Origin of the sequence: Streptococcus sp. SPS1 (assembly GCF_030439915.1) — a bacterium.
Lineage (GTDB): Bacteria > Bacillota > Bacilli > Lactobacillales > Streptococcaceae > Streptococcus.
In genome coordinates, this window is sequence record NZ_JAQFJG010000003.1 from 38,450 (window position 1) to 62,448 (window position 23,999).

The 23,999-nt window shown below is 39.5% G+C and carries 26 protein-coding genes, 1 tRNA gene, 1 pseudogene and 1 riboswitch; of the genes and pseudogenes, 24 read left to right on the forward strand and 4 right to left on the reverse strand.

Annotated features, from left to right (window positions below; genetic code table 11):
- Positions 1-120: 120 nt before the first annotated feature.
- Positions 121-1,215: a ferrochelatase gene (gene hemH / locus PCY12_RS03355; RefSeq protein ID WP_301351523.1), complete on the forward strand. Its 1,095-nt coding sequence runs from the start codon at positions 121-123 to the stop codon at positions 1,213-1,215.
- A gap of 40 nt (positions 1,216-1,255) precedes the next feature.
- Here the strand turns inward: hemH and mscL are convergent, their stop codons facing one another.
- Complete coding sequence (mscL, locus tag PCY12_RS03360) at positions 1,256-1,633, reverse strand: large conductance mechanosensitive channel protein MscL (RefSeq protein ID WP_000916792.1); 378 nt, start codon at positions 1,631-1,633, stop codon at positions 1,256-1,258.
- Between the two features lie 81 nt (positions 1,634-1,714).
- A complete protein-coding gene (locus PCY12_RS03365; RefSeq protein WP_262078757.1) occupies positions 1,715-2,146 on the reverse strand; it encodes a GtrA family protein in 432 nt (143 codons plus the stop codon).
- Between the two features lie 28 nt (positions 2,147-2,174).
- Positions 2,175-2,271, forward strand: a riboswitch (PreQ1 riboswitch).
- Between PCY12_RS03365 and PCY12_RS03370 the strand changes: the two genes are divergently transcribed.
- From PCY12_RS03370 to dapA, 5 genes are all read left to right on the forward strand, one after another.
- Positions 2,269-2,778, forward strand: coding sequence for a QueT transporter family protein (locus PCY12_RS03370; protein WP_000737071.1), 510 nt, complete (start codon positions 2,269-2,271; stop codon positions 2,776-2,778). It overlaps the preceding riboswitch by 3 nt.
- A gap of 99 nt (positions 2,779-2,877) precedes the next feature.
- Positions 2,878-2,950 (forward strand) — tRNA-Thr (locus PCY12_RS03375).
- Between the two features lie 116 nt (positions 2,951-3,066).
- Entirely contained in the window at positions 3,067-3,321 is a 255-nt protein-coding gene (locus PCY12_RS03380) for a hypothetical protein (protein ID WP_301351525.1), read from the forward strand.
- A 225-nt stretch (positions 3,322-3,546) separates the two neighbouring features.
- Positions 3,547-4,623: an aspartate-semialdehyde dehydrogenase gene (locus PCY12_RS03385; protein ID WP_301351527.1), complete on the forward strand. Its 1,077-nt coding sequence runs from the start codon at positions 3,547-3,549 to the stop codon at positions 4,621-4,623.
- Between the two features lie 56 nt (positions 4,624-4,679).
- Positions 4,680-5,615 (forward strand): 4-hydroxy-tetrahydrodipicolinate synthase, encoded by a 936-nt coding sequence (gene dapA, locus PCY12_RS03390; RefSeq protein WP_000121606.1) that lies wholly within the window; start codon positions 4,680-4,682, stop codon positions 5,613-5,615.
- Positions 5,616-5,660: 45 nt separating this feature from the next.
- Here dapA and mnmE read toward each other — a convergent pair whose 3' ends face one another.
- The gene (gene mnmE / locus PCY12_RS03395; protein ID WP_301351529.1) at positions 5,661-7,034 is read right to left on the reverse strand and encodes a tRNA uridine-5-carboxymethylaminomethyl(34) synthesis GTPase MnmE; all 1,374 of its coding nucleotides are present in this window, start codon (positions 7,032-7,034) and stop codon (positions 5,661-5,663) included.
- A gap of 137 nt (positions 7,035-7,171) precedes the next feature.
- A complete protein-coding gene (locus PCY12_RS03400; protein WP_001117401.1) occupies positions 7,172-7,354 on the reverse strand; it encodes a 4-oxalocrotonate tautomerase in 183 nt (60 codons plus the stop codon).
- A gap of 122 nt (positions 7,355-7,476) precedes the next feature.
- Between PCY12_RS03400 and PCY12_RS03405 the strand changes: the two genes are divergently transcribed.
- The 18 genes and pseudogenes from PCY12_RS03405 to gtfA all read left to right on the forward strand — a co-directional run bounded on the left by PCY12_RS03405 (position 7,477) and on the right by gtfA (position 23,869).
- Positions 7,477-8,076: a thymidine kinase gene (locus tag PCY12_RS03405; RefSeq protein WP_301351531.1), complete on the forward strand. Its 600-nt coding sequence runs from the start codon at positions 7,477-7,479 to the stop codon at positions 8,074-8,076.
- A complete protein-coding gene (locus tag PCY12_RS03410; protein ID WP_173283042.1) occupies positions 8,066-8,545 on the forward strand; it encodes a GNAT family N-acetyltransferase in 480 nt (159 codons plus the stop codon). The genes PCY12_RS03405 and PCY12_RS03410 overlap by 11 nt, the downstream gene beginning before the upstream one ends.
- A gap of 9 nt (positions 8,546-8,554) precedes the next feature.
- Entirely contained in the window at positions 8,555-9,634 is a 1,080-nt protein-coding gene (prfA, locus tag PCY12_RS03415) for a peptide chain release factor 1 (RefSeq protein WP_001028819.1), read from the forward strand.
- Complete coding sequence (gene prmC / locus PCY12_RS03420; RefSeq protein WP_301351533.1) at positions 9,634-10,470, forward strand: peptide chain release factor N(5)-glutamine methyltransferase; 837 nt, start codon at positions 9,634-9,636, stop codon at positions 10,468-10,470. The genes prfA and prmC overlap by 1 nt, the downstream gene beginning before the upstream one ends.
- Positions 10,454-11,056: an L-threonylcarbamoyladenylate synthase gene (locus PCY12_RS03425; protein ID WP_301351535.1), complete on the forward strand. Its 603-nt coding sequence runs from the start codon at positions 10,454-10,456 to the stop codon at positions 11,054-11,056. Before prmC ends, PCY12_RS03425 begins: the two co-directional genes overlap by 17 nt.
- A 1-nt stretch (position 11,057) precedes the next feature.
- Positions 11,058-11,489, forward strand: coding sequence for a GNAT family N-acetyltransferase (locus PCY12_RS03430; protein WP_301351537.1), 432 nt, complete (start codon positions 11,058-11,060; stop codon positions 11,487-11,489).
- Between the two features lie 60 nt (positions 11,490-11,549).
- Positions 11,550-12,806: a serine hydroxymethyltransferase gene (gene glyA / locus PCY12_RS03435; RefSeq protein ID WP_301351539.1), complete on the forward strand. Its 1,257-nt coding sequence runs from the start codon at positions 11,550-11,552 to the stop codon at positions 12,804-12,806.
- Positions 12,807-12,813: 7 nt separating this feature from the next.
- Positions 12,814-13,788, forward strand: coding sequence for a nucleoid-associated protein (locus PCY12_RS03440; protein WP_061477793.1), 975 nt, complete (start codon positions 12,814-12,816; stop codon positions 13,786-13,788).
- Complete coding sequence (gene pmp23, locus PCY12_RS03445; RefSeq protein WP_301351541.1) at positions 13,788-14,402, forward strand: cell wall hydrolase Pmp23; 615 nt, start codon at positions 13,788-13,790, stop codon at positions 14,400-14,402. The genes PCY12_RS03440 and pmp23 overlap by 1 nt, the downstream gene beginning before the upstream one ends.
- Positions 14,403-14,474: 72 nt before the next feature.
- Positions 14,475-15,449, forward strand: a complete 975-nt coding sequence (locus PCY12_RS03450; RefSeq protein WP_301351543.1) for a DUF1002 domain-containing protein — start codon at positions 14,475-14,477, stop codon at positions 15,447-15,449.
- Between the two features lie 73 nt (positions 15,450-15,522).
- Complete coding sequence (gene rlmD / locus PCY12_RS03455) at positions 15,523-16,878, forward strand: 23S rRNA (uracil(1939)-C(5))-methyltransferase RlmD (RefSeq protein WP_301351545.1); 1,356 nt, start codon at positions 15,523-15,525, stop codon at positions 16,876-16,878.
- Between the two features lie 529 nt (positions 16,879-17,407).
- Positions 17,408-18,130 (forward strand): MurR/RpiR family transcriptional regulator, encoded by a 723-nt coding sequence (locus PCY12_RS03460; RefSeq protein WP_173218358.1) that lies wholly within the window; start codon positions 17,408-17,410, stop codon positions 18,128-18,130.
- Positions 18,131-18,138: 8 nt separating this feature from the next.
- Complete coding sequence (locus PCY12_RS03465; protein WP_023932686.1) at positions 18,139-18,891, forward strand: MurR/RpiR family transcriptional regulator; 753 nt, start codon at positions 18,139-18,141, stop codon at positions 18,889-18,891.
- Between the two features lie 148 nt (positions 18,892-19,039).
- Positions 19,040-20,470 carry a 6-phospho-beta-glucosidase gene (locus tag PCY12_RS03470; protein ID WP_301351548.1) on the forward strand — a complete coding sequence of 477 codons (1,431 nt, stop codon included), beginning with the start codon at positions 19,040-19,042 and terminating at the stop codon, positions 20,468-20,470.
- A 12-nt stretch (positions 20,471-20,482) separates the two neighbouring features.
- Positions 20,483-20,785 (forward strand): PTS sugar transporter subunit IIB, encoded by a 303-nt coding sequence (locus tag PCY12_RS03475; protein WP_001020606.1) that lies wholly within the window; start codon positions 20,483-20,485, stop codon positions 20,783-20,785.
- A 10-nt stretch (positions 20,786-20,795) separates the two neighbouring features.
- Entirely contained in the window at positions 20,796-22,109 is a 1,314-nt protein-coding gene (locus tag PCY12_RS03480) for a PTS sugar transporter subunit IIC (RefSeq protein WP_173218362.1), read from the forward strand.
- Positions 22,110-22,122: 13 nt separating this feature from the next.
- The gene (locus PCY12_RS03485) at positions 22,123-22,443 is read left to right on the forward strand and encodes a PTS lactose/cellobiose transporter subunit IIA (RefSeq protein WP_301351549.1); all 321 of its coding nucleotides are present in this window, start codon (positions 22,123-22,125) and stop codon (positions 22,441-22,443) included.
- Positions 22,444-22,451: 8 nt separating this feature from the next.
- Positions 22,452-23,869: pseudogene (gene gtfA / locus PCY12_RS03490) on the forward strand (sucrose phosphorylase).
- The last annotated feature ends 130 nt before the right edge of the window (positions 23,870-23,999 follow it).

Below are 23,999 nucleotides of genomic sequence, written 5' to 3' on the forward strand. Positions count from 1 at the left end.
TCCATTGTATCATAGAAAGAAGAGAAAAACAAAAGATTGTGAATGTCGCTATGTTAGCGTTTACTTATCAGTGGATTCATGATAAAATAAATTTGATAAAAATATCACAAGGAAGCAGTTATGAAAAAAGCAATTTTAATGATGACCTTCGGTTCACCGGAAGAGATTACCTTTGAAGGTGTAGCTGATTTTTTCACAAATATTCGTCGTGGAGTAAGACCTCAAGACCATGAGATTCAAACTCTCTATGATAATTATGTACGAATTGGAGGCACACCTCTGCAAAGAATTACCCGTCAAGAAGTTGCCTTGGTAGAAGCTAGACTGGGAAATGAATATAGTGTCTATTTTGCCAATAAATTTTCCAGACCTTTTATTCCAGATGTGATTGGTCAGATGGAAGCAGACGGAATTGAACAGTGTATTTGTTTGATTTTGGAGCCTCACTATTCTTTTTACTCTGTCATGGGCTATGAAAAATTTTTAGAAAGCAAACAAATTCAATTTTTGGTCATTAAGGACTGGTATCAAGAAGAGGCGCTCTTAAATTATTGGGCAGATGAAATTGCCAAGATTTTAAAAGAAGAAGTAAAGCAGGATAGCGTTAAAGTCATCTTTTCAGCCCATAGTGTGCCCATTTTTGCCTTGGATTTTGGTGACCCATATATTGACCAAATTTTTGAAAATAGCAAGTTAGTTGCTGAAAAACTAGGTTTGAGTTCCGAGCAATATACAAATACCTGGCAAAGTGAGAGTGATATTGGGATTCCATGGATTAAGCCAGATGTATTAGAATATCTCAGAGAACAGACAGAACATCCAGACCATTATATTTTTGTTCCTATCAGCTTCATCAGCGAGCATATTGAAGTCTTGTTTGACAATGATGTGGAATGTTATGACTTGTGTCAGGAATTGGGTGTCAACTACCATCGTCCACCAATGCCAAATACAGATTCTCGCTTAATTGATGCCTTGGTCAATACAGTTAGAGCCAATGAACATCAAGAGTTTAAGGAATTTCTCCCAGAAGAAGAGACCTTTGATGAGTTAGTTCCTTCAGACGAGACGAAAAACATTTTGGCTGAATCTGAAGATTTACAAATGCCAGAATTTGTGAAAAAACTGATTGAGAAAAAAGGTCGGGAGAATGTCAAGATGCCTTATCTTATCAAGAAGATGCTAGAAAAAGCAGGCAAGTTACCCAAAGAGTAAAGAAAAAGGATTTAGCTTTGCGCTAGATCCTTTTAAACGATTATTTTTTCTCAAGGAGAGCTTTGATTTCTTGAAGTACTTCCAATTCGGTTGGTTTTTTTTCGTCAGTTTTTTCTTCCTTTATGCCAGTCAGTTTCTGTGCTTTTTCAATACCCTTGATAATAAAGAAGAGGGCGGTACCGACAAAGATAAAATTGATAATAGCACTTAAAAAGTTACCATAGCCGACTCCATGCCAAGACAGTTGAGCGATACGTTCGACTTTAGCAGCTTTCAAAGCGGGATTTAAAATAAGAGGAGTGATAATGTCATTTACAAGCGAAGTGACGATAGCACCAAAAGCAGAGGCAATGACAACACCGACAGCAAGGTCAATAACATTTCCTCTAAGCAAGAATGATTTTAGATTTTTTAACATACTGTTTTCCTTTCAACGTTTCGTGTTTCATTGTATCCTAAATCATTATAGAAGGCAATTAAAAGGCTCATAAATGGAATATTATTTTCTAAAAATATAGACCTTGCTCAAGATATAATTGATGATAATAATGAGTATTTGTGCAATAATCGTTTCAATTGCATTTACTTTATCAAGATTTTCATTTACGAATTGCCCTATGATATGAGGGAATTGAGTCACAAACAGAAAAGTAAAGAGCAAATCTAATAGAAAAGTAGAAAGGCGGGCAAGAAAAAATTTCACTAAACGGATAAGTCTATTTTTCTTTTTTTGCTTAAATACAATCGTATCATTTGTGATAAAGGCAAATAGGATACCAATACTATTTGCTAGGGCGGTAGCAAGGAGTTCCTGATGACTTAGTTGATAAATGACTAGTCGTGAGAGAATCGAAACTAGAGTTGTTGCAAGGCCAAAAAAGAGATAGGCTAAGATTTCATTGTTAAAAAAATTTTGAATAGGTTTTTTCATGCTTTAAGTATAGCATAAAGCAGGCTATTGTGCTATACTAGTAAGGTTGAATAAAGCAACCCTTGGTGCTTAGCTTCTTTCACCAAGCATATTACACGCGGATAACCGCTAAAGGAGAAAAGATGAAAAAATTAACTATTCGTGATGTTGCAGATATTGCAATCGTCGCTGCTATCTATGTCGTTTTGACTGTCACACCGCCTCTAAATGCCATTAGCTATGGTGCTTATCAGTTCCGTATTTCAGAAATGATGAACTTTATGGCTTTTTACAATCCCAAGTACATCATCGGAGTTACTATCGGTTGTATGATTGCTAATTTCTTTAGCTTCGGACTCCTAGATGTCTTTGTTGGTGGTGGATCAACCTTGGTATTCCTCAGTTTAGGTGTTTGGCTTTTTGCAAAATACAGCAAGGATTACCTCTTTAACGGATTGATTCGAAAAGATCATTTCTTCTTTTCAATCCTCTTTTCAATTTCCATGTTTACTATCGCTGCAGAGTTAAATATTGTAGCAGAATTACCATTCTTCCTTACTTGGTTTACAACAGGGATTGGTGAATTTGCCTCATTGATTATTGGAGCGATTATTATCGGTAAAATTGGTCGTCGAATCGATTTAAGCAAATAGAAGAAGATAAGCTAGGTAGCCTTTACCTGGCTTTTTCTTATAGAAAATTTCTAAGGAAACTTGACAAGCTTTTCTGATTATAGTATACTTTTCAAGTAAGCTGATTTAGCTCAGTTGGCAGAGCGCATCCATGGTAAGGATGAGGTCGCCGGTTCAATCCCGGCAATTAGCATTAAATAGACAAGAAAACCTTTGTAAATCAAGGGTTTTTGTTATGTCTGCCCCAAATCTGCCCCAAATTTTTCAAAGATGTTTCTTATGCACTTGTGTAAATAAAACTAATACTCAATGAAAGTCAAAGAGAAAACTAGGAAGCTAGCCGCAGCTTGCTCAAAGCACTGCTTTGAGGTTGTAGATAGAACTGATGAAGTCAGCTCAAAACATGTTTTTGAGGTTGTAGATGAAACTGACGAAGTCAGTAACCATATATACGGTAAGGCGATGCTGACGAAGTTTGAAGAGATTTTCGAAGAGTATAAAGAGTTTCGTCTGTTGACAAAAGTCATTCTCTTTAGTAGAATAGAATATGCGATGAGTCGATAGGTAGTCTTCGGACTACTATTGAGCATAAGGAGGTCATAACGCAGGAGCGGACCTTGATGAGTTGTGTGAACCTGCTCATCACATGAAGATGCCTCTTAGTCCCTAGTCTAGCGACTGGGGATTTTTATTTTCCAAAAAATGATGAAAAAGCTTTGCAATTCATGGAAAAAGTAGTATAATACTTCTATTATAGAAATTTTTAGAAAATTCCGAAAGAGGTTATTTATGGGATATACAGTTGCTGTAGTCGGCGCGACAGGTGCTGTCGGAGCTCAGATGATAAAAATGTTGGAAGAATCAACACTTCCAATCGATAAAATTCGTTTACTTGCTTCTGCACGTTCAGCAGGCAAGACTTTGAAATTTAAAGACCAAGACATTACGATTGAAGAAACGACTGAAACAGCTTTTGAAGGAGTTGACATCGCTCTCTTTTCAGCAGGTGGTTCTACATCAGCTAAGTATGCACCATACGCAGTGAAAGCTGGTGCGGTAGTAGTAGATAATACATCTTACTTCCGTCAAAATCCAGATGTTCCTTTGGTTGTTCCAGAGGTCAATGCTCACGCACTTGATGCCCACAACGGGATTATTGCTTGCCCTAACTGTTCAACAATCCAAATGATGGTGGCGCTTGAACCTGTCCGTCAAAAATGGGGCTTGGATCGTATCATCGTTTCAACTTACCAAGCCGTCTCAGGTGCTGGTATGGGAGCGATTCTTGAAACACAACGTGAACTTCGTGAAGTCTTGAATGATGGTGTAAACCCACGTGATTTGCATGCGGAAATCTTGCCTTCAGGTGGTGACAAGAAACATTATCCTATCGCCTTCAATGCTCTTCCACAAATCGATGTCTTCACTGACAATGATTACACATACGAAGAGATGAAGATGACCAAGGAAACTAAGAAAATTATGGAAGATGACAGCATTGCAGTATCTGCAACATGTGTGCGTATTCCAGTCTTGTCAGCTCACTCTGAGTCTGTTTACATCGAAACAAAAGAAGTGGCTCCAATTGAAAAAGTGAAAGCAGCTATCGCAGCTTTCCCAGGCGCTGTCCTTGAAGATGATGTCGCTCATCAAATTTATCCTCAAGCCATCAATGCAGTGGGATCGCGTGATACCTTTGTTGGTCGTATCCGTAAAGACTTGGATGCTGAAAAAGGAATCCACATGTGGGTTGTTTCAGATAACCTTCTCAAAGGTGCTGCTTGGAACTCAGTTCAGATTGCTGAAACTCTTCATGAACGTGGCTTGGTTCGTCCAACTGCCGAATTGAAATTTGAATTAAAATAGTCATATCGTTTAGGAGTTCAGATGAGCTCCTTCTTTGAAATAGAGAGGTGTTTCTCATGTCTTATCAAGATTTAAAAGAGTGTAAAATCATCACAGCCTTTATTACTCCCTTCCACGAGGATGGCTCTATCAACTTTGATGCCATTCCAGCCTTGATTGAGCATTTATTGGCGCATCATACAGACGGAATTCTTCTTGCGGGAACGACTGCTGAGAGTCCGACATTGACTCACGATGAAGAGTTGGAGCTCTTTGCGGCTGTACAAAAGATTGTTAATGGACGTGTCCCTTTGATTGCAGGTGTAGGTACCAATGATACGCGTGACTCGATCGAGTTTGTCAAAGAAGTAGCAGAATTTGGTGGTTTTGCTGCTGGGCTTGCTATTGTGCCTTACTACAACAAACCTTCTCAAGAAGGAATGTATCAGCACTTTAAAGCTATTGCAGATGCTTCTGACTTACCTATTATTATCTATAACATTCCAGGTCGTGTGGTTGTCGAATTGACTCCAGAAACCATGCTTCGTTTAGCTGACCATCCTAATATTATCGGTGTCAAAGAATGTACTAGCTTGGCTAATATGGCTTACTTGATTGAGCACAAGCCTGAAGAATTCTTGATTTATACAGGTGAGGATGGAGATGCTTTCCATGCCATGAACCTTGGTGCTGACGGGGTTATTTCTGTTGCATCCCATACAAATGGGGATGAAATGCACGAGATGTTTACTGCCATTGCAGAAAGCGATATGAAAAAAGCAGCGGCTATTCAGCGCAAGTTCATTCCTAAGGTCAATGCCCTCTTCTCTTATCCAAGTCCTGCTCCAGTTAAGGCAGTTCTCAACTATATGGGATTTGAAGCTGGTCCAACTCGTCTACCTCTTGTTCCAGCACCAGAAGAAGATGCCAAACGCATTATCAAGGTTGTCGTAGATGGCGACTACGAAGCAACTAAGGCAACTGTAACAGGGGTCTTAAGACCAGATTACTAATAAAGACAATAAAATCCATGACCGCAAGAACGATCATGGATTTTCCTATTTTCCTAAACAGAATTGGCTAAAGAGTTGGGTAATGAGTTCATCAGGAGCAGCATCCCCAGTGATTTCTCCGAGGATTTCCCAAGTACGAGTCAAGTCAACTTGAAGCAAGTCAACTGGCATACCTAGTTCCAGTCCTTCATTAACAGCCTGCAAACTTTCAATAGCCTTCTCAATCAAGGAAATATGACGGGCGTTGGACAAGTAGGTTGCATCTTGCTCGACTAGACCAGCATTTTCAAAGAAGAGGTTGTTAATGCGTTCTTCAATCTTATCAATGTTTTGGTTTTTAAGAACTGAAATACGGATGACATCTTCTGGAAGTTCCGAGGTTTCAATCGCTTCAGGCAAGTCGGTTTTATTAAGAAGAATAATGCGGTTTGTGTCCTGACTAATTTCAAGAAGTTGTCGGTCTTGGGCAGTTAAGGGCTCGCTAGCGTTTAGTACTAGCAGCACCAAGTCAGCTTCCTTAAGAGCTTTTTTCGAACGCTCAACTCCAATTTGTTCCACGATATCATCCGTTTCACGGATACCGGCTGTATCAATCAATTTGAGAGGGACACCGTTGATGTTGACGTATTCTTCAATGACATCTCGAGTAGTACCAGCAATGTCTGTGACGATGGCCTTGTCCTCACGTAAGAGGTTGTTAAGCAGGCTTGATTTTCCAACGTTTGGGCGTCCGATAATAGCAGTGGAAATTCCTTCACGGAGGATTTTACCGCGGCGGGCTGTTCTAAGAAGATTGGTTAGCAATTGCTCAAACTCCATAGTCTTTTCACGGACAACAGCAGTAGTGGCTTCCTCAACATCGTCGTACTCAGGATAATCAATATTGACCTCGACTTGGGCAAGTGTATTGAGGATTTCTTGACGGGTATTATTGATAAGATCAGAAAGGGAACCATCTAATTGTTTGACCGCAATGTTCATGGCCTTGTCTGTCTTGGCGCGGATGATATCCATGACCGCCTCAGCCTGAGTCAAGTCCACACGTCCATTTAGGAAGGCACGTTTGGTAAATTCACCAGGTTCAGCCAATCTAGCTCCTTCACGAATAGCTAGCTGGAGAATTTCATTGGTCACCGCAATCCCGCCGTGAGTGTTAATCTCGATAATATCCTCACGAGTGAAGGTCTTTGGAGACTTCATAGCCCCAACCATAACCTCGTCCATGACTTTACCAGTCAGAGGATCAACGATGTGACCGTAGTTAAGGGTATGGCTAGCAACCTGACTCAAGTCTTTTCCTTTAAAAATCTTTTGCGCAATAGCAAAACTTTCTGTTCCGCTCAGGCGGACAATACCGATAGCTCCTTCGCCTAGTGGAGTAGAGATAGCAGCGATGGTATCAAATTCACGTGTAATCATAATGTTTCCTTTAATAAATGGCTCTTTTCTTGGAAATTTTTCCAAGTCTCTTTTCAAATTGTAACAAATTTGAACTATTTCTTCAATGGATGCTACTTGGAGATTGAAAAAGCCTAAGCAATTCTGCTTAAGCTAGCTTATTTGGTGCGCATTTCCCCTTGTGGGAAATAAGTTCCTTCTGGCATGTCGTTGATGATGACATGGACAGCAGATTGAGGAGCTCCAGTGTTGCGAACAACAGCTTCCGTTACTTCCTTAGCAAGAGCTTTCTTTTGCTCGAGCGTGCGTCCTTCAAATAAATCAATGCGTACAAATGGCATAATGGCTTCCTCCACTAGTTTTGATTTCTTCTATTTTACCACATTTTGCCGTTTAAAGCTTAAGAAAATTATGATATACTAGAATGTAGCAAAAATTTAGAAATGGACGTGAAGCAAGAAACATGGCACAGTTGTATTATCGTTATGGGACCATGAACTCTGGTAAGACGATTGAGATTCTCAAGGTGGCCTATAACTATGAGGAGCAAGGAAAAGGTGTTGTGATTATGACCTCGGCTCTGGATACGCGTGACGGTGTTGGCTATGTGTCGAGTCGAATTGGCATGAAACGCCCTGCCCTTGCGATTGAGGAGACGACGGATATCTTTGGCTATATCCGAGACCTACCAGAAAAGCCTTACTGTGTTTTGGTCGATGAAACCCAGTTTCTCAAGCGTCACCATGTTTACGATCTAGCTCGTGTTGTTGATGAGTTAGACATACCTGTCATGGCTTTTGGCTTGAAAAATGACTTTCGCAATGAACTGTTCGAAGGTTCCAAATACCTCTTGCTTTTAGCAGACAAGATCGACGAAATTAAGACCATCTGTCAGTATTGTAAGAAAAAGGCAACTATGGTTTTGCGTACACAGGATGGACTACCCGTTTATGATGGTGAGCAGATCCAGATTGGTGGAAATGAAACCTATATCTCGGTTTGCCGTAAACATTATTTTGCGCCAATGATAACCTCTAACAAGGAGCAAAACTATGACAATTGAACTAAGAGATGTTACAATGGAAAATTATTTTGATGTTCTGCATTTGGATGTTAAGGAATATCAAAAACAATTTATTGCTACCAACGCAATTAGTTTAGCTGAAGCATATGTCTACACTAAAAATGGAGATTTTGTAGCTCCATTGGCAGTTTATGATAATGATGCAATCATAGGTTTTGTGATGTTAGCTTATGATAAAAAGATCGGAATTAGTAGTGGAAATTATTTACTATTTCGTTTTATGATTGATAAGAATTTTCAAAATCAAGGATATTTTAAACCAATTATGGATAAAGTACTAGACTATGTTCGGACAGCGCCAGCAGGTTTAAGCAATAAACTTTGGTTGTCTTATGAACCAGAAAATGAACATGCAAGATCTTGTTACCTCAGTTATGGATTTAAAGAAACTGGGGAAATATCCGAGAACGAAGTAGTAGCAATATACGATTTAACAATTGAGAAATAAGGAGAAAAAATGAACATCTATGATCAACTACAAGCTGTAGAAGACCGTTATGAAGAATTAGGAGAATTGCTCAGTGACCCGGATGTGGTCTCTGACACCAAACGTTTTATGGAGCTTTCAAAAGAAGAAGCTTCAACTCGTGATACCGTAACAGCCTACCGTGAGTACAAACAAGTCCTTCAAAACATCGTTGACGCTGAAGAGATGATTAAGGAATCAAGCGGAGATGCGGACTTGGAAGAAATGGCCAAGCAAGAGCTCAAAGATGCCAAGGCTGAAAAAGAAGAATACGAAGAAAAACTGAAAATTTTGCTCCTTCCAAAGGATCCAAATGATGACAAGAATATTATCCTTGAAATCCGTGGAGCAGCTGGAGGAGACGAAGCAGCACTTTTCGCAGGTGACCTTCTAACCATGTACCAGAAATATGCGGAAGCCCAAGGCTGGCGCTTTGAAGTCATGGAAGCTTCTATGAACGGTGTTGGTGGTTTCAAAGAAGTGGTTGCCATGGTTTCAGGTCAATCTGTATACTCTAAACTCAAGTATGAGTCTGGTGCCCACCGCGTGCAACGTGTCCCTGTGACAGAAAGTCAAGGCCGTGTTCATACTTCGACAGCGACAGTACTTGTCATGCCTGAAGTAGAAGAAGTTGAATACGATATTGATCCAAAAGACCTTCGTGTCGACATCTATCACGCCTCTGGTGCTGGTGGACAGAACGTCAACAAGGTTGCGACTGCGGTTCGTATCGTTCACTTGCCAACCAATATCAAGGTTGAGATGCAGGAAGAACGTACCCAGCAGAAGAACCGTGAGAAGGCCATGAAAATCATTCGTGCGCGTGTTGCTGACCACTTTGCTCAGATTGCTCAGGATGAACAAGACGCTGAGCGTAAGTCGACAATTGGTACTGGTGACCGTTCAGAACGAATCCGTACTTATAATTTCCCACAAAATCGTGTCACAGACCACCGTATCGGCTTAACCCTCCAAAAACTAGATACCATTTTGTCTGGTAAACTAGATGAAGTTGTGGATGCCTTGGTTCTTTATGACCAAACACAAAAATTAGAAGAATTAAACAAATAATGAAATTAGCTCAATTATTTTCAGATTTTGAAGAAGAGTTGATAAGAAAAGGAGAGGAAGCAGAAAGCCTCTCTTTTGTCTATCGTAGTCTGAAAGACCTCACGTTTACAGACTTTGTTTTTGCCCTCCAGCAGGAGGTGACAACAGAGGAAGAAGTATTTGTAAAAGGAATTTTCCAGCAGTTAGCAGCTCATAAACCGGCACAGTACATCATTGGACAGGCAGATTTTTATGGAATGCAGTTAAATGTTGATGAGCGAGTATTGATCCCTCGTCCAGAAACAGAGGAGTTGGTGGAGCTTATCCTGGCTGAAAATCCTGAGACGAATCTTTCAGTTCTGGATATTGGAACGGGTAGTGGAGCTATTGCTCTCGCCTTAGCAAAAAACAGACCAGATTGGTCGGTGACAGCAGCAGATATTTCCCAAAATGCTTTAGATGTAGCTAGCGAAAATGCTAAAAATCAAAATCTTCAATTATTTTTAAAAAAATCTGACTGTTTTACAGAAATTTCTGAAAAATATGATATAATTGTTTCCAATCCACCCTATATCTCTCGTGAAGATGCGTCAGAGGTCGGCTTGAATGTTTTGCATTCAGAACCTCATCTAGCTCTTTTTGCAGACGAGGATGGCCTAGCTATTTACCGTAGAATTGCGGAAGATGCAACAGACTATCTCAAAGATGGTGGTAAGATTTACCTTGAAATTGGATACAAGCAAGGTCAAAGTGTTCCTGAACTTTTTAGGAAGCATCTTCCTAAAAAACGTGTAAGAACACTTAAGGACCAATTTGGTCAAGATAGGATGGTCGTGGTTGATGATGGACAGGATTAGACAAGAGTTGGAAAATGGTGGAGCTGTCGTTCTACCTACAGAGACGGTTTACGGTCTTTTTGCCAAGGCGCTAGATGAAAAAGCAGTTGACCATGTTTACCAGTTCAAACATCGTCCTAGAGACAAGGCGCTCAATCTAAATGTTGCCTCTTTAGAGGATATCTTGTACTTTTCAAAGAATCAGCCAACTTATCTTCAAAAACTTGTAGAGACCTTTTTACCAGGTCCCTTGACCATTATCCTTGAAGCCAATGACCGAGTTCCCTATTGGGTCAATTCTGGCCTCGCGACTGTTGGATTTCGGATACCCAGTCACCCTATCACGCTTGATTTGATTAGAGAGACGGGCCCCTTGATTGGGCCGTCTGCCAATATTTCAGGTCAGGCAAGTGGAGTGACCTTTAATCAAATTCTAGAGGATTTTGACCAAGAGGTTCTGGGTCTAGAAGACGATGCTTTTCTAACTGGACAGGATTCAACTATTTTGGACTTGTCTGGAGACGAGGTGAAAATCTTACGCCAAGGGGCCATTAAGCGAGAAGATATTCTTGCTAGGTTGCCAGAGATTTCTTTTGAGGAGGAATGAGATGCTAAGAGATTTAAGAGAAACTGATGTGAAAGCCATTTGTGAAATTAACCAAGAGGCTTTGGGCTATTCTTTTAGTCTAGAGGACACGTCTAGTCAACTAGCTAGACTGTCTCAGAATTCACATCATTTCTTACTTACTTATGAGGATGAAGCTAGTCATGCCTTGCTTGGATATGTCCACGCTGAGGTTTACGAATCCCTTTATTCTAAAGCAGGATTTAATATTTTAGCCTTAGCAGTTTCACCTCAAGCGCAAGGTCAAGGTATTGGTAAAAGCTTATTACAAGGGTTGGAAGAAGAAGCAAAAAGACGTGGTTATGGGTTTATCCGCTTAAACTCTGCCGATCATCGTCTGGGTGCTCATGCATTTTATGAAAAAGTTGGTTATACTTGTGATAAAGTGCAGAAACGGTTTATTCGCATCTTTTAGTTTATTTTCTTATTGTAAAATCAAACTAATGGACTAGTCATACAATAAAGGAGAAGACCTATGATTTTTGATAAAGATGATTTTAAAGCATACGATGCTGATCTCTGGAATGCTATTGCCAAAGAAGAAGAACGACAACAAAACAACATTGAGTTGATTGCTTCGGAAAACGTAGTTTCCAAGGCTGTTATGGCAGCTCAAGGGTCTATCTTGACGAATAAATACGCCGAAGGTTACCCAGGCCACCGTTATTATGGTGGAACTGATGTGGTAGACGTGGTAGAAAGTCTAGCTATTGAACGCGCAAAAGAAATTTTTGGTGCAAAATTTGCCAATGTCCAACCACACTCAGGAAGCCAAGCCAACTGTGCGGCTTACATGGCCTTGATTGAGCCTGGCGATACGGTTATGGGAATGGATTTGGCTGCAGGTGGTCACTTGACTCATGGGGCTCCAGTTAGCTTCTCAGGTCAAACCTACAACTTTGTTTCTTATAGTGTGGATCCTGAAACAGAACTCTTGGACTTTGATGCTATCTTGAAACAAGCCCAAGAAGTAAAACCAAAACTGATCGTAGCAGGTGCTTCAGCCTATTCTCAAATTATCGACTTTTCAAAATTCCGTGAAATTGCGGACGCTGTTGGGGCTAAACTTATGGTAGATATGGCTCATATCGCTGGTTTGGTTGCTGCTGGTCTTCACCCAAGCCCAGTACCATACGCTCATATCACGACAACCACAACCCACAAAACCCTTCGTGGCCCTCGTGGTGGTTTGATTTTGACTAATGACGAAGAACTTGCCAAGAAAATCAATTCAGCTATTTTCCCAGGTATTCAAGGTGGTCCTTTGGAGCATGTTGTTGCTGCTAAGGCAGTTTCCTTCAAAGAAGTTTTGGATCCAGCCTTCAAGGAATATGCTGCCAATGTCATCAAGAACAGTAAGGCTATGGCAGATGTATTCTTACAAGACCCTGATTTCCGTATCATTTCTGGCGGAACTGAAAACCACCTCTTCCTAGTGGATGTGACTAAGGTTGTAGAAAACGGAAAAGTTGCTCAAAACTTGCTGGATGAAGTCAATATTACCCTAAATAAAAATTCAATCCCTTACGAAACCTTGTCACCATTCAAGACAAGTGGGATTCGTATCGGATCTGCAGCCATTACTGCGCGTGGATTTGGTGAAGAAGAAAGTCGCAAAGTGGCTGAATTGATCATTAAAACCCTTAAAAATGCAGAAAATAAAGCTGTCTTAGAAGAAGTGAGAAGTGAAGTTAAAGAATTGACAGATGCCTTCCCACTATACGAGGACTAAAACTTTTATGGACATTTATATTAAGAAAGCCATTATTCACCAGTTCAGTCCGGATGATACCGAGCTGTTCCTAGCGGATAAGCTTCTCAATATTACTCCAAAAATCGAAGAATACTTGCGTAAAAAAATTGAACGTGTGTATTCAGATGAAGCCAAGACTGGGATTTTCGAGGAAGAAAATCCCTTCTTCAATCATATCACAGACGATTTGTTGGAGACATCAGTAACACTGGCTAATCTCTGGAAAGAAGAGTTCAGTATTTCTGAAAATCTCAAGACCAATGACTTGATTTTTGTGCAATTTTCTAAAGAAGGTGTAGAACATTTCGCTTTCTTGCGAATTGCTCTGCGTGAGACCTTGACTCACCTCGGTGGAGAAGTTGATAATCCAATCAAGCTGACTCAGAATAACCTGCCTGGATTTGGAACGGGTGCTGATGAGGCCTTGGTGGTCAATCTTCAGAGTCGCAAGTACCATCTGATTGAAAAACGAATCAAGTACAATGGGGCTTTCTTGAACTATTTTTCAGAAAATCTTCTTGCTGTAGCCCCTAAGATTTCACCTAAGAAATCTATCAAAGAACTGGAAAAAACGGCCCAGAGAATTGCTGAGACTTTTAACACAGATGATTTTCAATTTCAATCCAAGGTCAAATCAGCGATTTTTAACAATCTGGAAGAAAGTAATGAATTGTCACCTGAAAAATTGGCCAACGACCTTTTTGACAACAATCTGACAGCTCGTTTGAGCTTTATTGATCAAGTAAAGGAAGCTGTACCAGAGCCAGTTCAATTTGATGAAATTGATGCCAGTCGTCAGCTTAAAAAATTTGAAAACCAAAAACTTTCCTTGTCAAATGGAATTGAGCTCATCGTTCCTAATAACGTCTATCAAGACGCCGAGTCTGTTGAGTTTATCCAAAACGACAATGGAACCTACTCTATCTTAATCAAAAATATCGAGGATATCCAAAGTAAATAATGTTTAAACGAATTCGAAGAGTGCTTGTACTAGCAGTCTTCCTTTTTGCTGGCTACAAAGCTTACCGCGTTCACCAAGATGTTAAGCAAGTTATGACCTATCAACCCATGGTGCGAGAAATCTTGAGTGAAAAAGACACCCCAGCAAACGAAGAGCTTGTGCTCGCTATGATTTATACCGAAACAAAAGGAAAAGAAGGCGATGTTATGCAGTCTAGTGAGTCTGCCAGTGGTTCCACCAACACCATCAATGATAATGCCTCTAGCATTAGGCAAGGTGTGCAAACTCTGACAGACAATCTCCATCTGGCCCAAAAGAAGGACGTTGATGTCTGGACGGCTGTGCAAGCTTATAATTTTGGCCCTGCCTATATCGATTTTATCTCCCAAAATGGCAAGGAAAATACCTTGGCTCTGGCCAAACAGTACTCTCGTGAGACTGTTGCTCCCTTGCTTGGCAATACCACTGGAAAGACTTATAGTTATATTCACCCCATTTCCATTTTCCATGGAGCCGAACTCTATGTAAATGGAGGAAATTATTACTATTCTAGACAGGTGCAACTCAACCTTTACATCATCAAATGTTTCACTCTCTTTTCAACATCTGGCTAGTCCAGGTGTTTTTTTATAAGTTTTCTTTAAGATAGATATATTACTCTAGAAAGGTAAAGGAGGAAATTCCCTATGAGAAAGAAACTCTTTCTGACTAGTGCTGCGGTCTTGTGGGCAGTAACAGCTATAAATAGCGCCCATGCAGCAACAGATGTTCAAAAAGTTATCGATGAAACCTATGTTCAACCTGAATATGTCCTAGGTTCTTCATTATCTGAAGACCAAAAAAATCAAACCCTTAAAAAACTAGGCTACAATGCCTCGACAGACACCAAAGAACTCAAGACCATGACACCTGATGTCTATTCTAAGATTATGAATGTGGCCAATGCCTCTAGCTTACAGTTGTATTCATCAGCCAAGATTCAAAAGCTAGGAGACAAGTCGCCACTTGAGGTCAAGATTGAAACACCAGAAAACATTACTAAGGTGACGCAGGATATGTACCGCAATGCGGCCGTAACTTTGGGTGTGGAACACGCCAAAATCACTGTAGCAGCCCCTATTCCAGTTACAGGTGAGAGTGCCTTAGCCGGGATTTACTATTCGCTAGAAGATAATGGAGCTAAGGTGCCGCAGGCCAACAAAGACTTGGCTCAAGAAGAGCTAAAGGCTTTGTCAGATATCAATGCTGAAAACAAGGACAAAACAGGCTATGATGCTAATAAATTAAACGTTGCCCTAGCCGATATTAAGTCAGGACTTGCCAAAGCTAAAGAAAGCAAGGGAAATCTGACAGAGGAAGATGTCCGTAAAATCGTTGAAGATACCTTAAAAAATTACAAACTTGATCAGGTGATAACAGGAAACCAGATCAATATCATCATCAATTTTGCTTTAAATCTCTCAAAAAGTGATATCCTCAGCAACGCAGACTTCACTAAAACCCTAAATGATCTGAAACAAAGTATTGTTTCACAAGCTGGCGACAGTTTTAAAAATATTAACCTTAACTTTGATGCGGATAAGGCGCTAGAAGAAGGTGGTAACTTCTTAAGCTCCCTCTGGCAAGCCATTGTCAACTTCTTCAAGAGTTTTGGTTCTTAAGAAATTTCATGGTATAATAGATGGTAACCGTAACGTTGCCGTCTTTTTTGTCGGCCAATAGAAAGAGAAGAGAATGTTAAAGAAAAATGATATTGTAGAAGTTGAAATTGTTGACTTGACCCATGAAGGCGCAGGAGTTGCCAAGGTGGATGGTTTGGTCTTTTTTGTAGAGAATGCTTTACCGAGTGAAAAAATCCTCATGCGTGTCCTCAAGGTCAATAAAAAGATTGGTTTTGGGAAAGTGGAAGAATACCTAGTCCAGTCGCCACACCGTAATCAAGATTTAGATTTGGCTTATCTGCGTTCAGGAATTGCTGATTTAGGTCATCTTGCCTATCCAGAACAGCTTAAGTTTAAAACCAAGCAAGTTAAGGACAGTCTATATAAGATTGCAGGAATTTCTGATATAGAGGTTACTGAAACGCTAGGTATGCAAAATCCAATCAAGTACCGCAACAAGGCACAGGTCCCTGTTCGTCGAGTAAATGGTGTCTTGGAAACTGGGTTTTTCCGTAAGAATTCCCACGATCTCATGCCACTGGAAGATTTCTTTATCCAGGATCCTGTAATTGACGAGCTAGTAGTAGCCCTACGCGACTTGCTCCGCCGTTATGATTTGAAACCTTATGATGAAAAGGAACAAGCTGGCTTGATTCGAAACCTTGTGGTGCGTCGCGGACACTATTCAGGTCAAATCATGGTCATTTTGGTGACAACTCGTCCCAAAGTTTTTCGTGTGGAGCAAGTGATTGAACAACTAATCAAGCAGTTTCCAGAGATTGTGTCTGTTATGCAAAATATCAATGACCAGAACACTAATGCTATTTTTGGTAAGGAATGGCGCACACTTTATGGACAAGACTTTATCACTGACCAGATGTTGGGAAATGACTACCAAATCGCTGGCCCCGCTTTTTACCAAGTCAATACTGAAATGGCAGAGAAGCTTTATCAAACAGCCATTGACTTTGCTGAATTAAAAGAAGATGATGTGGTCATTGATGCCTATTCTGGTATCGGAACGATTGGCCTCTCTGTTGCGAAACACGTCAAGGAAGTTTATGGTGTTGAAGTCATTCCAGAAGCGGTTGAGAATAGCAAAAAGAATGCTCAGCTGAACAATATTTCAAACGCCAACTATGTCTGTGATACAGCTGAAAATGCCATGAAGAATTGGCTCAAGGAAGGAATTCAACCAACCGTTATCTTGGTTGATCCTCCACGCAAGGGCTTAACCGAAAGCTTTATCAAGGCAAGTAGCCAAACAGGAGCAGACCGCATCGCCTATATCTCATGCAATGTCGCAACCATGGCGCGTGATATCAAACTCTACCAAGAGTTAGGATATGAATTGAAGAAAGTCCAGCCGGTTGATTTGTTTCCTCAAACGCATCATGTGGAGTGTGTTGCTCTGCTCGTAAAAACCTAGAAACCTTTGAATGAAAGGGATAACGAAAAGCCTTGATTGCAAGGCTTTTTGTATTGGCGTGGGGAAGTATCAGAGTGAGAAAATTTTTGGAATGAATAGAAGTGATAGCTAGAAATTATCAGTTTCTATTTCCATTTACCCTGTGGGTACGTGTTTGTTTCCATTGACAAGGAGATTGTGGGAATAGAAACGTCCCCACCTTACATATCTCCAGAATGGGCGATTGAAATTGAGACAATTTAATAGAGATAAGCTCTTGTTATGTTTCTTTTAAGTCAATTAACTAACAATACTCAAAGTATGCTCAAAAATATGATATAATCTAGGACATAAGGCAATACTGTTTTAAAGTATTTTCTCTTAACCATGTCTCGTTAGACAAATCTGATTCGTCTGGTTTTCTAATAGATTTTAATGCTGACTTGGTTTTATAGCCATTATGCTCTCCATTATTTTAGTGTAGAACACTTTGGTTATTAGTTTTTTGTTACATTGTAAGCAAATCAATAGAGATAGAAAAAGGAATTATATGTTTAGTTATGAGGTTGTAGCAAGTTTTAACGACTTAGAAAATGCTATTTATACAACTATTTTAGAAAATGAAAATATATCCTCTATGACAATCAAGGAATTGTCCCAACTTGCACATGTATCAGTTGGAACCGTACAACGATTTTGCAAGCATCTAGGATTTGATGGATATAGCCATTTTAAGATTGCTTATAAAGAATATTTAAAAAATGAGCAAATTATTTTAAACAATCAAGACAATCATTCTTTGAAGCTATTCATTGATTATACTGAGCAAGATACTTTTTTACAGCTGATTATGGAGGCTGTGGCAATCTTAAAGAAAGTTGAACAGATTGTTTTTGTCGGAATTGGTTCCTCTGGAACTTTAGGTCGATATGGAGCGCGCTATTTTTCAAATATTGGCAAATTTAGTATGTGTATTGAAGATCCTTGGCAACCAGTGCTACAAAACAGTATGGAAAAAACTTGTGTCATTGCCTTATCCGAATCTGGTGAGACTTCTCAAACATTGAAAATTGTACAAAAATTAAAGGAAAAAGGTTGTCCAGTTATTGCCATCACAAATACATTGGAATCAACATTGTCAAGGCTATCTGATTGCTCCATAACCTATCATGTTCCTCAATTATTTTTAAATGGGTTTAATATTACGACGCAGGTACCTGTTATTCTCATTATTGAAATGTTAATGAAACAACTATATACTACAAAAGCATAAGGGTGTCTATGAATTTATTTGATTATCATAAAGTAAAAGGGCTAAATAATAGTGAATTAAGCGTGTATAATTTTATATTGCAACATAGAGATAAAGTTGCTACGATGACTATCAGAGAGCTATCGACATCTATAAATCTATCGACAACAACCATCATTCGTTTTGCGAAAAAGATGGGATTTGATAGCTACAATGATTTAAAATATGCCTTGTCAAGGTCGGAAGATAAGGAAAATAAACATCGTCACTACTTTCCTATTGATATTCCAGCAATACAATTTTTACAGACTAGTGTCCAAGATGAAGCTTTAAAAAAACAACTATCAGAGATAGCAGACTTGATCGTTCAAGCCAAACAAGTTATCTTTTTAGGGGTGGGTACTAGTCTAAGTTTGGCAGAATATGGCTCATATCTTTTTTCTGGAATCGGTATTCTTAGCTTTGCTATTACTAACCCATTTTATTCTCTGAAATTGCATCATTCTAATTTGGAGGATGTTTTGGTTATTGCTCTAAGTGTCAGCGGTGAGACAGAAGAAGTTCTAACTCTGGTACAGGGATTCAAAGAAAGAAATGCTAAGATTGTTAGTCTGACAAATACAGATATTTCCACTTTATCACAGCTATCGGATATAAATTTATCCTACTTTATGCCAGTTGCCTACGCAGATTCCTCGCTACGTTCCACTAATTTGACCACTCAGATTCCAGTTGTCTATTTTTTAGAATCCTTACGTTACCAAGTTTATTTAAAAAAATAGGAGTGAAAACTCTTGTTTTTTTTATGTAACAAATATTGTTCGACTGTACATTTATTTTCTATCTCAATATCTATTGTCAGCAGATACAGTATGTTATAAAATAGACTTGTTCATAGCGCTAGTACAAAATACAGAAAGGATTGGTAAAATGGCAAAAATACCAGAAGGCTTTTTATGGGGTGGGGCAGTTGCTGCTCACCAAATTGAAGGAGGATATGATAAAGGTGGAAAAGGCATTTCGATAGCCGATGTGATGACGGTTGGAAGTGCTAGCCACTCTCGACAGATTACTGATAGCGTCTTACCTGACGAATATTATCCGAATCATGATGCAATAGATTTTTACAGAACCTATAAGGACGATATACAATTATTCGCTGAGATGGGATTTAAGTGTTTTCGAACTTCGATTGCCTGGACTCGTATCTTCCCAAATGGAGATGAAGAAGAACCTAACGAAGAAGGGTTGAAATTTTATGATGATTTATTTGATCAGCTGCTAGCTCGTCAAATTGAACCGGTCATCACACTCAGTCACTTTGAAATGCCCTATCATCTAGTTACTAAGTATGGTGCTTGGCGTAATCGCAAGTTGATTGATTTCTTTGTTCGTTTTGCGGAAGTCGTCATGGAACGATATAAGGACAAAGTTAAGTATTGGATGACCTTTAACGAGATCAATAATCAAGGTGCAATTAATGTTCCTTGGTGCTCATGGACTAATTCTGGTGTCATTTATCAAGAAGATGAAAATCCAGTTGAGGTACTACAGCAGGTTATCCATTATCAGTCAGTGGCTTCTGCAAAAGTTGTACAATTGGGTCGGAAAATCAATAAAAATTTCAAAATTGGTTGTATGCTGGCAATGGTACCATTTTATCCGAATACATGTGATACAAAAGATATACTTGCTAGCCAGAAGGCAATGGAGCATCGTTTATTTCACTATGGAGATCTTCATGTTTTTGGAGAGCGTCCTTACTATATCGAGGCCTTTTGTCGAAAAAATAATATCAAACTGGATATTTTACCAGAAGATCTAGAAACTCTAAAAGAAGGTTGTGTAGATTATATTGGCTTGAGTTACTATATGAGTGATACAGTGACTGCTACAGCATCTGAGGAAACAGAAGAACTTTTCAAAGATGTTTATACTAAGAAAAATCCCTATATTGAATCAAGCGATTGGAGTTGGCAGATTGATCCTGAGGGATTACGCTATAGCTTAAATCTTTTATACGATCGCTATCATTGTCCGCTTTTTATAGTTGAAAATGGATTCGGTGCTTATGATAAGGTAGAGCCTGATGGAATCCATGATTCTTACCGCATTGATTACCTCAAACAACACATTGAACAAATGATGTTAGCGATTGAAGAAGATGGCGTAAATGTCATTGGTTATACCCCTTGGGGCTGTATCGATATTGTTAGTGCTGGTACAGGTGAAATGGAGAAGCGTTATGGCTTTATCTATGTCGATAAGAATAATAATGGCGAAGGAACTTTGCAACGAATGAAGAAAGATTCCTTTACATGGTATCAAAAAGTGATTACATCAAATGGAAACGAATTATAAGGAGTAATTAAAATGAATATTGGATTGTTTTGTGCAGCAGGTATGTCAACAAGTATTTTGGTTGAGCGAATGAAAGAAGCGGCTCAGAAAAAAGGGAAAGATGCAACAATTGCAGCTTATTCCATCAGTGAATTGGAACAAAGAGTTGGAGATATTGATGTGGCTCTATTAGGCCCACAGGTTGGTTTCCAACTTGAAAAAGCAAAAGAAATTTGTGCTTCTCACAATGTTCCTGTAGAAGTGATTGCAATGGCTGATTATGGCACTGCAAACGGTATGGCAGTTCTTAAACAAGCTTACATGATGAAAAAATAAGGAGAAGATGATGAAGGATAAACTGATTAAAAAGTTTGTTGATGGGATGATGGCCTTTGTCAATACCAAAGGTGTAACAGCGATAAAAGATGGTATTGTTTTTTCTATGCCATTGTTGATTGTTGGCTCCATCTTTCTTATCTTGGCCAATCTTCCAGTTCCAGCTCTAGCAACGATGTTAGAAACTAGTGGTATTACCCCTGTTCTCAATCAAGCAATTGGTGCAACCTTTAATATCAGTGCGATTGTAACAGTCATTGGGATTGCGTATACCTATGCTAAGCTAGAAAAACAGGAGCCGCTTGGGGCAGGTGTCATTGCCCTAGCAGTTTTCTTGCTAATCCAGCCTTCCAGTTTGATTTCTCAAAATGGGGATGTAGTTGGTAACATTATTCTGAAGGATTGGACTTCCGGGAAAGGGATGATTGGTGCCATTATCGTTGGTTTGATTGTAGGAGCAAGCTATTCTTGGTTTTTGAAGAAAAATATCAAAATCAAAATGCCAGATGGCGTACCAACTGGTGTAGCCAACGCATTTTCAGCCTTGATTCCTGCTACTGTTATCATCACAGCGGCAACGATCTTTGTCGGACTTGTTGAACAATTGTTTAAGGTCACAACGATTGAAGTGATTTATAATCTTATTCAAACACCAATGCAAGGCTTGACTGACTCATTGTTTGGTGCGGTGCTTATGTGTTTCCTTGTACCATTCTTATGGATGTTTGGGGTTCACGGCTCAACTGTAGTTGGTGGCATCATGAGTGGCTTGCTACAGGCGAATGCTTTGGAAAACCAAGCCATTTTAGATAAGGGCCTAGAATTAAATCTAGCCAATGGCGGTCATATTGTGACGATTCAATTTTTTGATCAATTTATCAATGTTACAGGTGCCGGGATTACGATTGGTTTGGTAGTTTACATGGTTGCATTTGCAAAATCAAAACAACTAAAAATTCTTGGACGTCTTGAAATGGTTCCAGCCATCTTTAATATCAATGAGCCGGTGCTCTTTGGTTTGCCGATTGTAATGAATCCAGTTTTAGCAACTCCCTTTATATTAACGCCTATTTTATCTTGTATCATCCAGTATTCAGCGATTTATTTTGGACTGACACCTATGTATGGTGCCGTTCAAGTTCCGTGGACTTGTCCTCCAATTATTTCAGGATTTATCATCGGTGGTTGGAAAACAGCCTTGTTGCAAACACTTATTTTGGTTATGTCTTTCTTTGTTTATTATCCGTTTATTAAACAGATGGATAAACAAGCTTTACAAGCTGTAATACAAGAAACAAGCGATTTAGAAGACGAAGATTGGTAAGAGAGGTATTAAAATGGACGAAAAAGTACTCGAAGTGTGTTTTCAAATTATCACCTATGTAGGAACAGCAAAATCTATGTACATCGATGCTATTCAATTGGCTAAGCAGGGTGAATTCGAGCATGCTAAAGATAGAATTAAACAAGGCGAAGAAGCATTTGTACAGGGACACAATGCTCACCACTCACTTTTGACAAAAGAAATGAATGGGGAATTAAGCCAAACAGGTCTACTTCTGATGCACGCTGAGGATCAGTTAATGAGTGCAGAAGGTTTTCGAACGATTGCTGAGGAATTTATAGCAGTCTATAAACGCTTTGAGGAAGGTAAATAGAGCAAGTTATGAAAGTAAAAAATCAAGCAATGTTAATTACCTATTCTGACAGTCTTGGAAAAAATCTGAAAGACTTGAAGTAGGTCTTAGAAGGCCCTTTGAAAGATGTGGTCGGTGGTGTCCACATTCTTCCCTTCTTTCCATCGTCAGGCGACCGCGGGTTTGCACCCATGAACTATACCAAGGTTGATGAGGCTTTTGGAGATTGAAGCGATATTGAGGCACTCAGTCAAGACTACTACCTCATGTTTGATTTCATGATTAACCATATCTCAGCCAAGTCGCCTTTTTCCTTGATTTCCTAGAAAAGAAAGATGAGTCTGCCTATGCGGATTTGTTTATCCGCTACAAAAACTTTTGGCCAAACAGTGGGCTGACTCAGGAAGATGTAGACCTGATTTACAAACGGAAGCCACGTGCTCCCTATCGCATTACCAAGTTTGCTGATGGTAGTGAGGAAAAAGTTTGGTGTACCTTTGATGAGCAACAGATCGACCTCGATGTGACAACAGAAACAACTCGTCGCTTTATTCAGGAAAATCTGGAACAGCTGGCGGACCACGGAGCTTCCATTATTCACTTGGACGCCTTTGCCTACGCCAATAATAAAATCGGCACCAACTGTTTCTTTGTTGAGCCAGATATTTGGGAAATGCTTCATTTTCCGCGTCAGCTATTGGCACCAAAAGGAGTGGAAATTCTTCCAGAAATTCATGAACATTACACCATTCAGCAAAAAATCGCTGAGCAAGACTACTATGTCTATGACTTTGCCCTTCCGATGCTGGTTCTTCATGCTCTTTATTCAGGTAATGTCAACCGTCTTGTTCACTGGATGGAAATCTGCCCTCGCAAGCAATTTACAACCTTGGACACGGAGTGGTCGATGTCAAGGACTTGCTGACAGATGAGGAAACAGAGGTGACAAGAGAAGCCCTCTATGCCCAAGGAGCAAATGTCAAAACAGAGGACTACAACAATTTGGATATTTATAAGATAAATTGTACCTACTATTCAGTTTTAGGAAATGATGGCCAAGCCTATCTCTTGGCACGTGTGCTTCAATGTTTTGCACAAGGTATTCCGCAGATTTACTACGTTGGCTTGTTGGCAGGAGAAAATGATATCGAATTGCTCGAATCAACCAAAGAAGGCCGCAACATCAACCGTCACTATTATGATTTGGAAGAAATTGAGCGAGAAGTTCAACGCCCAGTTGTCCTTGTTCAATCTGCTCAAATTCCGTAATAGCAGCGCAGCATTTGATGGAGAGTTTACTGTTGACATGGAAGACGCTAATACTATCCACATCAGTTGGACCAATACCGATGCCAATACAGTGGCAGAATTAAGAGCTAATCTGAAAGATAAATCATTTGAAATTACAGAGAAAATAGATAGTGAAAGAACATCGATTTATCTATAATAGAATACAAAAGAGTGGTGGAAACGTTTGATTTCCTCACTCTTTTTGTTAGCTAGTTAGTAACAAAATAGTACTTAAACGTAAACTATGAATTATATTCTGTTGTGACGATAATTGTTCGAGAATATTT